Origin of the sequence: Segatella salivae F0493, from assembly GCF_000477535.1 — a bacterium.
GTDB classification, from domain to species: Bacteria; Bacteroidota; Bacteroidia; order Bacteroidales; family Bacteroidaceae; genus Prevotella; species Prevotella salivae.
Map to the genome: position 1 here is coordinate 128,802 of NZ_AWGW01000006.1, position 12,606 is coordinate 141,407.

11 protein-coding genes are annotated in these 12,606 nt (G+C 41.4%); 9 read left to right on the forward strand and 2 right to left on the reverse strand.

The features are described 5' to 3' along the window. Positions 1-3: 3 nt before the first annotated feature. From HMPREF9145_RS01445 to lpxA, 3 genes are all read left to right on the forward strand, one after another. The gene (locus HMPREF9145_RS01445) at positions 4-3,297 is read left to right on the forward strand and encodes an efflux RND transporter permease subunit (protein WP_021824637.1); all 3,294 of its coding nucleotides are present in this window, start codon (positions 4-6) and stop codon (positions 3,295-3,297) included. Then, positions 3,278-4,678, forward strand: a complete 1,401-nt coding sequence (locus tag HMPREF9145_RS01450) for an efflux transporter outer membrane subunit (RefSeq protein ID WP_036906181.1) — start codon at positions 3,278-3,280, stop codon at positions 4,676-4,678. Before HMPREF9145_RS01445 ends, HMPREF9145_RS01450 begins: the two co-directional genes overlap by 20 nt. 233 nt (positions 4,679-4,911) lie before the next feature. After that, positions 4,912-5,694 carry an acyl-ACP--UDP-N-acetylglucosamine O-acyltransferase gene (gene lpxA, locus HMPREF9145_RS01455; RefSeq protein WP_021824742.1) on the forward strand — a complete coding sequence of 261 codons (783 nt, stop codon included), beginning with the start codon at positions 4,912-4,914 and terminating at the stop codon, positions 5,692-5,694. A gap of 518 nt (positions 5,695-6,212) precedes the next feature. Here the strand turns inward: lpxA and HMPREF9145_RS01460 are convergent. Further along, complete coding sequence (locus tag HMPREF9145_RS01460; RefSeq protein WP_036906274.1) at positions 6,213-6,995, reverse strand: radical SAM protein; 783 nt, start codon at positions 6,993-6,995, stop codon at positions 6,213-6,215. Positions 6,996-7,146: 151 nt separating this feature from the next. On the opposite strand from HMPREF9145_RS01460, the gene HMPREF9145_RS01465 reads away from it, so the two are divergent. From HMPREF9145_RS01465 to folK, 6 genes are all read left to right on the forward strand, one after another. After that, on the forward strand, positions 7,147-8,025 hold the full coding sequence (locus HMPREF9145_RS01465) for a cell division protein FtsX (RefSeq protein WP_007134506.1): 879 nt from the start codon (positions 7,147-7,149) through the stop codon (positions 8,023-8,025). Between the two features lie 75 nt (positions 8,026-8,100). Then, on the forward strand, positions 8,101-8,343 hold the full coding sequence (locus tag HMPREF9145_RS01470) for a DUF3098 domain-containing protein (RefSeq protein ID WP_021824636.1): 243 nt from the start codon (positions 8,101-8,103) through the stop codon (positions 8,341-8,343). Further along, a complete protein-coding gene (locus tag HMPREF9145_RS01475; protein ID WP_021824790.1) occupies positions 8,343-9,173 on the forward strand; it encodes an undecaprenyl-diphosphate phosphatase in 831 nt (276 codons plus the stop codon). The genes HMPREF9145_RS01470 and HMPREF9145_RS01475 overlap by 1 nt, the downstream gene beginning before the upstream one ends. Further along, a complete protein-coding gene (gene truB / locus HMPREF9145_RS01480) occupies positions 9,174-9,854 on the forward strand; it encodes a tRNA pseudouridine(55) synthase TruB (RefSeq protein WP_021824574.1) in 681 nt (226 codons plus the stop codon). Positions 9,855-9,879: 25 nt separating this feature from the next. Next, positions 9,880-11,046 carry a tRNA preQ1(34) S-adenosylmethionine ribosyltransferase-isomerase QueA gene (gene queA / locus HMPREF9145_RS01485; protein WP_007134502.1) on the forward strand — a complete coding sequence of 389 codons (1,167 nt, stop codon included), beginning with the start codon at positions 9,880-9,882 and terminating at the stop codon, positions 11,044-11,046. Beyond that, a complete protein-coding gene (gene folK, locus HMPREF9145_RS01490; protein ID WP_036906184.1) occupies positions 11,039-11,473 on the forward strand; it encodes a 2-amino-4-hydroxy-6-hydroxymethyldihydropteridine diphosphokinase in 435 nt (144 codons plus the stop codon). The genes queA and folK overlap by 8 nt, the downstream gene beginning before the upstream one ends. Before the next feature lie 261 nt (positions 11,474-11,734). Here folK and HMPREF9145_RS01495 read toward each other — a convergent pair whose 3' ends face one another. Then, entirely contained in the window at positions 11,735-12,244 is a 510-nt protein-coding gene (locus HMPREF9145_RS01495; protein WP_021824622.1) for a toxin-antitoxin system YwqK family antitoxin, read from the reverse strand. Positions 12,245-12,606: the final 362 nt, after the last annotated feature.

Sequence of the window (12,606 nt, forward strand, 5' to 3'; positions counted from 1 at the left end):
AGTATGACATTTACAGGTTTTATTAAACGTCCGGTACTATCTACTGTAATCTCAATCTTCCTCGTATTGTTGGGTGCTATCGGTCTGGTTTCACTGCCTATTGAGCAGTATCCTGACATCGCCCCCCCTACAATATCGGTGATGACGAGTTATACTGGTGCCGATGCACAGACAGTTTTGAACTCTGTTGTTACGCCTTTGGAAGAGAGTATCAATGGAGTTGAGAACATGACTTATATGTCTTCGATCGCAACCAACTCGGGAATGGCGATGATAACAGTATATTTCAAGCAGGGAACAAACGCAGATATGGCGGCTGTTAATGTGCAAAACCGCGTTCAACAGGCTCAGGCGTTGTTGCCAGCCGAGGTTACTCGCGTCGGTGTCACGGTCTCTAAGCGTCAGTCTTCGAATGTAATCATGTATTCGTTGACGACAGATGATGGTCGATATGATGGCCAGTTTCTGACAAACTACAATAATATCAACATCGTTCCTCTGCTGAAACGTATCAAAGGTGTAGGTGATGTGCAGACTCCTGGAATGGAGACTTATTCCATGAGAATATGGCTTCAGCCTGACAAAATGAAGCAATATGGTCTCGTTCCCTCTGATATTACAAATGTTTTAGCCGAACAAAATATCGAGGCAGCACCTGGTTCATTAGGTGAAAATGGGTCAGTTGCCTATGAGTATGCTTTGAGATATCGAGGTCGTTTGAAGTCAACGACCGAGTTTGAAAACATCATGTTGAAGAGTTCTTTGACTGGAGAGACATTGCGATTAAAGGATGTTGCCAAGGTCGAACTCGGTGCATTGATGTATAATGTGAAGCTGATTAACAACGGACAACCCGCAGTTATGGGTATGGTTAACCAGATTGCAGGTTCTAATGCTACGGATATTGCGGAGGCAGTGAAGTCAGCTTTGGAGGAAGCCAGCAAGAGTTTCCCTCCTGGAATGAAGTATACGATTGAGCAAGATACTACAGAATTCCTCTTCGCTTCTATCGAAGAAGTTATTATGACGTTGTTTATTACGTTGGCATTAGTGTTTATTGTGGTGTATATTTTCCTACAAGATATTCGCTCAACACTAATCCCTATGATTGCCGTTCCTGTGGCTTTGATAGGTACTTTCTTCTTCCTTTGGGTCTTTGGCTTCTCAATTAACCTGCTCGTTTTATCGGCTTTACTTCTTGCTATCGCTATTGTTGTGGACGATGCCATTGTGGTTGTTGAGGCCGTTCACGCCAAATTAGACCAAGGTTACAAAAGCGCTATGACGGCATCTATTGATGCTATGAACGAGATTTCAGGCGCTATTATCTCTATTACGCTTGTAATGGCGGCCGTGTTCGTACCAGTTTCCTTCCTCGGGGGTACCTCGGGAACGTTCTATAGAGAGTTCGGTGTGACGATGGCACTATCAATTGTCATCTCAGCTATTAATGCGTTGACGCTCTCTCCGGCACTATGTGCAATCTTCTTGAAGCCACATGATGAGGAGAAAGATGAGACAAATAAAAACTTTGTGAGTCGTTTCCATAGCAATTTCAACCGAGTTTTCGATAAGACTACAGAGAAATATAAGAACGGAGTCACTCGAGTTATCAACCATAAGCTATGGACTTCACTTGCTGTTATTATAGGAATTGTCGTCTTAGTGATTTCAATGAAGGTTACAAAAACAGGTCTTGTACCTGATGAAGACACTGGAACATTGTTCGTGATGATATCAGCTAATCCGGGAACGAGTCAGGAACGAACACATGAAATCCTTGAAGAGGTAGACAAGATGTTGGCAAGTAATCCTGCCATTCAACGTAGAGAAGGAATTGCTGGCTATAACTTTATTGCCGGACAAGGATCAGATCAGGCTACGTTTATTATCAAACTGAAACCTTTTGAAGAGCGTTCGGGCGGTTTCTTTACACGAATCAAGAATGCAATCTCACACGGAGATCCGATGGCTTTGATAGTAAATCCATTGGAAGCAAACTCTGTTCTGGGCATGATCTATAAGCAAACAGCTACTATTAAGGATGCACAGATCTTGGCTTTTGGCCCACCTATGGTGCCAGGATTCTCCGTTCAGAACGGTGTTACCCTAACGCTTCAGGATAAAACTGGTGGAGATTTGAACAAGTTCTTCAACGTAACACAGGACTTTCTCAAAGAGTTGAACCAACGACCTGAGGTGAAGCAGGCTATGACTACCTACAATCCGAACTATCCTCAGTATATGGTTGACGTCGACGTTGCTAAGACAAAGCAAGCTGGAATCTCTCCCGCTGTGGTGTTATCTACATTACAAGGTTACCTCGGTGGTATGTATGCGTCTAACTTTAACGCTTATGGTAAGCTCTTCCGCGTAATGATTCAGGCTGCTCCTACAGACCGTTTGCGCCCAGATCAGCTATCAAACATCTATGTACGCACTGCAAGTGGACAGATGTCTCCAGTGTCAGAGTATTGTACTTTGAAGCGTGTTTACGGCCCATCTAATATTGCCCGCTTCAACTTATATACTGCAATCAACGTCAGTGTGACGCCGAACTCGAACTATTCTTCAGGACAAGTCATGCAGGCTATAGCCGAAGTGTCTAAGAATACGATGCCACAGGGCTATGGATATGAGTATTCTGGTCTGACAAGATCAGAGGCAGAGAGTAGCAATACCACAGCAATCGTCTTCGCACTCTGCTTGGTTTTCGTCTACTTAATCTTGAGTGCACAGTATGAAAGCTATATCCTTCCACTGTCAGTAATCCTTTCTATCCCGTTCGGTTTGGCCGGAGCATTCCTCTTTACGATGCTCTTTGGACACTCCAATGATATCTATATGCAGATATCGCTTATCATGTTGATCGGTCTGTTGGCTAAGAATGCAATCTTGATTGTACAATTTGCCCTCGAAAGACGACGCACTGGTATGGCCATTAAGTATAGCGCCATCCTTGGAGCTGCCGCTCGTTTGCGTCCAATCTTGATGACTTCGTTGGCTATGGTCATTGGACTCCTGCCATTGATGTTTGCAAGTGGCGTTGGAAAGAATGGCAACCAGACCCTCGGTGCAGCTGCCGTTGGTGGTATGTTAATAGGTACTTTATGCCAGATCTTTGTCGTTCCGGCATTGTTTGTGGCTTTCCAATGGTTGCAAGAGAAGCTTACTCCATTAGTGTTTGAAGACAAATTGAGCGAAGAAACCGCTTCGGAACTTGAGCAATATGCCCATTCTAACAGCGTTGTTACAGTTCAAAACTCTAATCAACAAGATGAAGATGAAAATAAATAAAACTTTATTGCTCATGGCCTTTGCAGCCGTCTCATTGACGGGTTGCAAAAGCCTTTACGGCAAATATGAACGCCCAGACGTCAAGACCAGCGGCATCTTCCGCGACGTAACGTCTGATAACGATACATTGGCAGTAACAGATACGGCCAGCTTTGCAAACATTCCATGGCGCAGTGTGTTTACCGATAGCCACTTACAAGCATTGATTGAGAAGGGATTGGCACACAATCCTAATCTTCTTAACGCTGCTTTGAATGTGAAAATAGCTGAGGCTCAGCTCCAGGCGGCTAAGCTTTCGTTCCTTCCTTCGTTTGCTTTCACGCCACAAGGAACCATATCTTCGTGGGACGGGAATAAGGCAAATAAGATTTATAGCTTGCCCATTAACGCCAGTTGGAACGTAGATTTGTTTGGAACATTGCTCTCTTCGAAGCGTGCAACCCAAGTCGCTTTGTTGCAAAGCAAGGATTATCAGGTCTCTGTTCAAACCAAGTTGATTGCTAATATCGCTAACATGTACTATACATTACTAATGCTTGACAAGCAGATGGAACTTGTAAATGACATGGAAAAGCTTACAAAAGACACTTGGGATATCATGACTTTGCAAAAGGATGCCATTGTAGGTGTGCGCTCAACTGCCGTACAACGCGCTGAGGCTAATTACTATTCGGTGCTCACACAGAAAGCCGATATCAAACGACAGATAAGAGAAACCGAGAATGCGCTTTCGCTTTTGGTTGGTCAGCAGGCACAAACTATCAGCCGAGGCAACCTTGACGACCAGCAGTTGCCAGCCAATTTCTCTACCGGAGTGGGGCTACAATTACTGCAAAATCGTGCTGATGTCCACGCAGCTGAAATGGCTTTGGCGCAGTGTTTCTATAATGTGGAGACCGCACGCAGCCGCTTTTACCCAGTGTTGAATATCAATGCGAGTGGCGCTTTCACTAATAGTGGGGGCTTGGGGATAGTGAATCCCGGTAAATGGTTACTCACTGCAGTAGGTTCTTTGACACAACCTATCTTCCAAAATGGTAAACTTGTTGCCGGACTTAAAGTGGCTAAGGCACAATATGAGCAGGCTTTCAACACATGGCAGAACGCAGTTCTCACTGCAGGAAGCGAGGTTAGTAACGCTCTTGTGCAGTATAATAGTGCAGAAGAAAAGTCAAAAATTCAAGCCAAACAAATTGAAGTACTGAAGAAAAACGTTGAAGATACTAAGGAGTTGATGGCCAGTGCGGGTAGTACTTACCTTGAAGTTATCACCGCACAAAGTAGTCTGCTCAACACCGAACTATCTAAAGTGGCCGATGATTTCAGTAAGATGCAGGCCGTAGTCAACCTCTATAGTGCTTTAGGAGGAGGCAGTAAGTAGTGTGAAATGAATCGTGTGGAAAGAGGAAATGAACGGAATGAAGGCATAAGAACAAAGTTCATATTACACAGACTGATGTTAAAGGCAGAAATTTTTCTGTCATTTCAACCACAGATGTCAGTGGCTTGTTCAAGATTTATCATTCAAACATAACGTCAACTCCACATCCTGCACGAATCTTTCAGCATGAAAGCAATTTCACATTCAATATTCAACATTTAACATTAATAGCTATGTCAAGTGATATAAGTCCAAGAGCAGAAGTGTCTCCAAAGGCAAAGATTGGTGACAACTGCAAGATATTTCCGTTTGTCTACATTGAAGACGACGTAGTGATTGGCGACAATTGTGTGCTCTTTCCCTTCACAAGTGTGCTTAATGGTACAAAGATGGGCAATAACAATAAGGTGCATCAGGGCTCGGTACTTGCTGCTATACCTCAGGATTTCAACTTCCGTGGGGAGCAAAGTGAACTCATCATTGGCGACGATAACATCATTCGAGAGAATGTAGTCATTAACCGCGCAACGCATTCTGGCTGTAAAACCGTCATCGGTAACGGCAATTTCCTTATGGAAGGAGCCCATATCTCTCATGATACTATTGTGGGAAACCATTGTGTTTTGGGTTATGGTACGAAGATAGCTGGTGATTGTCACATCGGAGATAACGTCATATTCAGTTCCAGTGTCATAGAGAATGCAAAGACACGCGTTGGTAATATGGCCATGATTCAGGCTGGAACAACGTTCTCAAAAGATGTTCCTCCTTATGTGATTGTAGGCGGAAAGCCTGCTACTTACACGGGACCTAATACGATGATTATGGGCAGTAATGGCGTTGAAGAGAAGGTACAGAGGCACATAGCTAATGCATATCGTCTCGTGTTTCATGGTCAAACCAGTCTGTTTGATGCCATACATCAGATTATTGATCAGGTGCCAGATAGCCCCGAAATACAGGCTGTTGTTGAATTCCTCAAGGCATCAAAGCTCGGAATTATTAGCAAAATATAAACATACCTATATGTTTTATATATGTGAAGAGGAGGTTGCCATAAGGCGATTTCCTCTTTTTTATTTTACGAAGATACTTTTCTTTGGACAATGTAGTAGGCGTAGTGCCTTTTATTCTTTGGGTTTTTATCACGGCATTGCGCATAGAAAACGTATAACACCTATGGCGTTGACCTCCTCACTACACACATAACCTAAGGTAGGCTAACACCAACCTTAGGCCATAAAACGTATAACGACTTTAGCATTGAACTACAAATGCATTATGATTCGCGTCATTTCATGCGATAATTTGCATTAAATGATGGTGTGTTTTGCGTCAAATCATGCAGTGAAGTGAGGCAAATAGTGAGGTCATTTGCCCGATATTAAAAATAGCTTTGAAGCTTATGGACGATGCTCCCTTTGTTTATCAGGCTTCCATAAGAATCAAAGCATAAAGAAAACTGGTGTTTTTTCTTTTGTATGCACTCACATTCCATCTTTTGAAGAGGGTAGGAGTGCACTCTTTTCTCTGTTTAATAAGACGCTGTGCAGGGTATTCCTATCTGGCGAACGCGGTCACAAATGGCGTCGAGTTCAGCCGGAGTAGCCTTTAATAGCTCGTGGTCTGGGGTCTCGCGGTCAATCGTATAGATCATGACTTCTTGGGGATTGACTTGCTTAATGGCTTCAAGCCAAGGACCAATAAAGTGCTCGTGGGTGTTGTCTACATCGATTCCGTCTTCTGTTTTCCCTTTCATGAACATGGTTTGAATAATGACATGGCCATTGAAAAGTTTCAAACCATCAATGATTTTGGCTATATCATACGAAGCTTTCAATGGGCGATCTACAAGACGGATATAGTCCATATCGACTGTATCGACCTTTAAGATGTTGTTATCCACCATCATCAATGCCTCGCGTACACGTTCGTTGAAGATATAAGTGCTATTACTTAACACGCTAATCTTAGCCTTTGGACAATACCGATTGCGTAAGTTGATGGTGTCTTCAATAATGCCTTTGAAGTCGGGATGCCCTGTTGGTTCGCCATTTCCGGCAAAGGTTAGAACATCGGGAAGTTCATTTTGGTCGTGCATCTCCCTTAGTTTCTCTTCTAAACGCAATGCTACTTGCTCGCGTGTAGGCCGTTTCTGTCTCGGAATGTGTTGGTTGTTAAATCCACATTCACAATAGATGCAGTCGAAAGTACACATCTTTCCATCAGCAGGCATAAGGTTTATGCCTAACGAAATGCCCAATCGTCGGCTGTGAACCGGACCGAATATTGGTGAAGGATAAATTATTGTGCTCATAAACATGGCAAAGATAGTAAAATATCTCTTAACCCATCATGAGCCGTAAAGATTAGATTTATTTAATAGTTAATGGGAGTTAAACTGTTGTATGTGGGCAAATTAAACATTATCTTTGCATGATATTTGGTGTATTATACGCTGTTGTAGAATGAAAAGAAATCGTAAATCGGCCCGTCCTCGCCATGGATTGCAGGCTGTTACTCTGTGTATCAGCACGGCTATGGTGTTGATTTTGTTAGGAATTGTAGTCTTTTCTGTGCTTACTGCCAGGAATACTTCAACCTATGTAAAGGAGAATCTTCTCGTAACGATGACGCTTCAAGATGATATGACGAATCCAGAAGCGCAGCAACTTTGTAGTCGTTTGAAGCAATATCCATATATAAAGCATGTGGATTTCATTAGTAAAGAGCGTGTATTACAAGAGCAAACGAAGGCTTTAGGCACTGATCCTTCAGAGTTTGTCGGCATGAATCCATATCAAGGTTCGATAGAGATTAGGCTCAAAGGTGACTATGCAAACAATGATTCTTTGAAGTGGATTACCACCGAACTCAAGCGTTATCCCAAGGTGGGAAATATCACTTATCAGAAAGGTTTGATAGAAGATGTCAATACCTTCCTACAGAAAATCAGTATTGTTCTTTTGGTTTTAGCGTGTCTGCTGACGTTTGTGTCGTTCTCTCTCATTAATAATACGGTGCGCTTGAGCATTTATGCACGGCGTTTCTCCATTCACACGATGAAGCTTGTTGGTGCATCCTGGGGCTTTATTCGTCGTCCGTTTGTGTGGCGAGCTGTAGGGATTGGTTTGATTGCGGCATTGATTGCAGTGATTACTTTGAGTTGTTTTGTATATATGCTTTACACGAAAGAACCCGAAATTTTGACTGTAGTTACGCCACAAGTAATGCTTGTTACGGCTGCATCGGTATTCTTTTTTGGTATCATCATCACGGCAATTTGTTCGAGTCTTTCAGTCAATAAGTTCTTGAAAATGAAGGCCAGCGAACTCTATAATATTTGAGTTTAACGTCTGCATAACGTGTTTTGCTTTTGCAGATAGCTTTGAAGCGAAGAAATAATAAATAAGAAATAATCTATGGATAAAAAGAATTTACCATTTGACAAGGTCAACTTTATCTTGTTGGCTGTAGGAATGGCTGTTGTGATATTAGGCTTTATCCTCATGAGTGGAGGTGGTTCTACAGAGCAAACCTTTAATCCAGAGGTGTTCAGTACAATGAGAATAAAGGTGGCTCCTGTGGCATGTTTCGTGGGTTTTGTGTCAATCATCTATGCCATTATTCGCAAACCAAAAGATAACAACAGCGTAGAGGCATAATGGATTTCATTCAAACACTGATTATTTCGATTGTGGAGGGACTGACAGAGTTCCTTCCTGTGTCGTCAACGGGACACATGATTATCACCCAAAACCTTTTGGGTGTTCCACAAGGTGACCCTTTTGTACACGCCTTTACATTCATTATACAGTTTGGTGCCATTCTTTCGGTGGTGTGTCTTTATTGGAAACACTTCTTTCAAATGCGTACAATGGAGGAATTTCTCAGTAAGATGAAATTCTATGGACTATTGATTGTTGGCGTAATTCCAGCTGTAGTAATTGGTTTGTTGGCAAAGAAAAGCGGTTTGTTAGATAAACTTTTAGACAGTGTTGAGGTCGTTGCCGTGACCTTAGTGATAGGAGGTGTGTTCATGTTATTTTGTGATCGCATTTTCAATCAAGGCAAAGAAGAGAATAAGGTGGATTGGAAGCGGGCTTTCAAAATAGGATGTTTCCAATGTCTTTCAGTCATTCCAGGCATGAGTCGCAGTATGTCTACGATAGTAGGAGGTATGCAACAGAAGCTAACGCGTAAGCGTGCAGCTGAGTTTTCGTTCTTTCTTGCAGTGCCAACGATGGCAGGAGCCACGCTACTTGACCTGTTGGATATGTTTAAGGAGGGTACAACTTGGGCCACTCCTGATAACATAAAGATGCTCATTTTGGGCTGTGTTGTGGCCTTTGTTATGGCAATCTTTGCCATGAAATGGTTTGTAAGTTTCCTTACTAAGTATGGATTTAAGGCCTTTGGATGGTATCGTATTATCGTAGGTACAGTGATTTTGATACTTCTTTTCACGGGACATTCACTCGTAATGGTTGACTAAATGGATTTCAAAGCAGGAGAGATTTTTGCAATAGATAAGCCTTATCGTATATCCAGTTTCGGTGCATTAGCTCATGTTCGCTATGTGCTTTCGCGCACATTAGGCTATAAAGTGAAGATAGGACACGCTGGAACTTTGGACCCATTGGCTACGGGTGTACTCATTCTTTGTACTGGAAAGGCAACAAAGAGGATAGAGGAGTTCCAGGGACAAACCAAAGAATATACGGCAACGCTACAGCTTGGAGCGACTACAGCAAGTTATGATATGGAGCATGAAGTAAATGCTTCATTTCCAACGGAACATATAACACGTGAGCTTATCAATGATACTATGCCACAATTCATTGGCGATATAGAGCAGATTCCACCTACTTATAGTGCTGTTAAGGTGAATGGTGACCGGGCTTATGAGTTGCGTCGTGCGGGTGAAGAGGTGAAGTTAAAGCCGAAGCACATCCACATTGACGAGATAGAAGTTGTTGATTTTGACGTAGAAAAGATGCAATTGAGCCTTCGAGTAGTGTGTGGTAAAGGAACATATATACGTGCTTTGGCGCGTGATTTAGGTCGGGCACTTAACAGTGGGGCCTATCTTACGGCATTACGGCGCACGCGTGTCGGTGACTTTACAATTGATAGATGTCTCGATTACGAACATATTAGGGAGTGGATAGAATAAAAGTAAAACATTAGATAAATAATATATGAAGTTATCACAGTTCAAATTTAATCTGGCTAAGGAGCAAGTTGCCCTTTATCCTCATAGTTTCACGCGTGTATTTGAGAACGAAGATGGTACCAAAGGAAGTTTCCAAGTAACGCGTCGTGACGAATGTCGACTGATGGTTTTACACAAACGGTCGGGTCAGATAGATATGTTCAAGAAAGATGCTGACGGAAATCCTATTGAAGGAGAATATCTTGATTTCCGTAATATCCTTGACTATTTCGATAAAGGTGATACTTTTATTTTCAATGATACAAAGGTTTTTCCGGCTCGTCTCTATGGAACGAAGGAGAAAACGGATGCTAAGATAGAGGTGTTTTTACTGAGAGAACTTAACCAGGAGATGCGACTTTGGGATGTTTTGGTTGAACCTGCACGCAAAATTCGTATTGGTAATAAACTGTTCTTTGATGAAACAGGTTCTATGGTGGCTGAAGTGATCGACAATACTACAAGTCGTGGCCGTACGCTTCGCTTCCTTTATGACTGTGATCACGAAGAGTTTAAGCGTGAACTCTTTGCTTTAGGAGAGGCTCCTTTGCCTCGTTATGTGATAGATAATCGTACAGAACCTCACGCCACTCCAGACGATTTGGTCGACTTTCAAACCGTATTTGCGAAGAAAGAAGGTGCTGTTACAGCCCCTGCAACGGGTCTACATTTCAGCCGAGAACTAATGAAACGTATGGAGATTCGAGGCATTCACGATGCTTATCTTACGTTACATTGCGGCTTAGGTAACTTCAATTCGATAGAGGTTGAAGACTTAACGAAGCATAAGATGGATTCAGAGCAGATGGTGATTGATGCTGAAGCTTGCGCTAAAGTGAATCAAGCTAAGCGCGAAGGACACCATGTTTTGGCTGTCGGTGTAAGCGTTGTGAAGGCTACAGAGACTGCCGTTGGCACAGATGGAATGTTAAAAGAGTATGACGGATGGACCAATAAGTTCATCTTTCCGCCTTATGATTTCCACTTAGCTGACTCAATGGTGGCGAACTTCTACCATCCTTATTCAACTCTTTTGATGACAACAGCGGCCTTCGGAGGCTATGATGCTGTTATGGAGTGTTATAATTTAGCATCTGAAAATGGTTATATGTTTGGCTGTTATGGTGATGCTTTATTGATAGTTGATGATTGATCAGGAGCTAAATACAGGCTTACATACCATTTATTTGGGCTTAGGCTCAAACATAGGTAACCGGAAACGCAACATGCGTGACGCTATTCAATATCTTGAATCAATAGTAGGAACGTTGGTGCGTCAGTCAGATTTGTTTGAAACGGAACCTTGGGGATTTGATTCTCCCAATCTTTTCATTAACATGTGTGTGTGTATGGAGACGCCATTATCACCGAGACAGTTGTTGGAAGCAACGCAATCGATAGAAAAGAAGATGGGAAGAACCTCAAAATCTGAAGCTGGAGAGTATGCGGATAGAATCATAGATATTGATATTTTGATTTATGATGACTTGAAAATCAATGATGGCGACCTTATTATTCCACATCCTTTAATGCATGAACGCGATTTCGTGATGATTCCCTTACGCCAGATTCTTGAATAAAAAGATTATAGAACGTGTCTTTAAAGATGGCACGTCCTAATGTTTTATAAAGCTATATGTTGGTTTGTTTAGCAAACTTTATCTTTTAATTGTAAACTCATCATCTTGTAGTTACCTTCTCGCAATCTTCTTATTTCTTTTATATGGTATCAAAAAAAGAGTCTGCTTCTCACGAAGCAGACCTTTAATAAAATGTTTATTGTTTAAATAGAGACTTTTGTTTTATATCTAATTACAATTTAAGAGAAGAAATCTTATGAATTACATCAAAACTTTTAGTTCTGTGATTGGACGCTTTTCCATTGTTCCATCCGCATGAGTGATGGTGAAATAGTCATGTAAAGACTTTCCGTTTTTGAACTGAACAACAGCAATTCCGCCTTCACGCATGTGAAGAGTAAAGTAACCTTCGCGCTTGCCTTGCATGTATTTGCCATGCCATTTCTCTTTACCATTAGGGTAATATGTTGTTACTTCACCATTAAGAACAGTGTTGGCATCGTTTCCTAAGTCTATAAAGCTGTATTCACCTTCGGCTTTCAACGTTCCATCCATATAGAAATCTTGGAATACATCGCGTTGAGTCACTCCATGATTCTGCTTCATCAATAGTCTATAATAACTTGCTTGATCATTATTGTTCACGGTAGTTTTGTCTGCAGCATAGTAGATAGTATCTGCTACAACGACTGCATTCTCAGCCACATGTTTGCGAGCATAGCTTGTAATAGTCATCATTGCTACTACTGATATCAAAAGGATTCGTTTCATATTTGTATATTTTTAGGTTGTTTATTCTGTTTCTGCTGCAAATATATAGAAAAGAATTGTGATATCAACTAACTTTTAACACTATTTTATACATATTTTTTCGTGCTGAAATAGTCGTAACTTTAAGATGTGATTTTAATTTAAAACTTGATTAAAATCAAGTATTTTACTTTCAGTTTAAAAAGTGATTGTTTTGTAATGCCTATTAAAAGGGAGATTTAGGAAAATGTCTTCATATAATGATTTGAATCAGATTGTGTTATCGAACACAACTCATTATAATCTAAAATCTTGCATTTTGTAATATAAATTCAATTTAATTAAAGTGTAAATGTTAATGCCTTGATTTATATCAATTATGA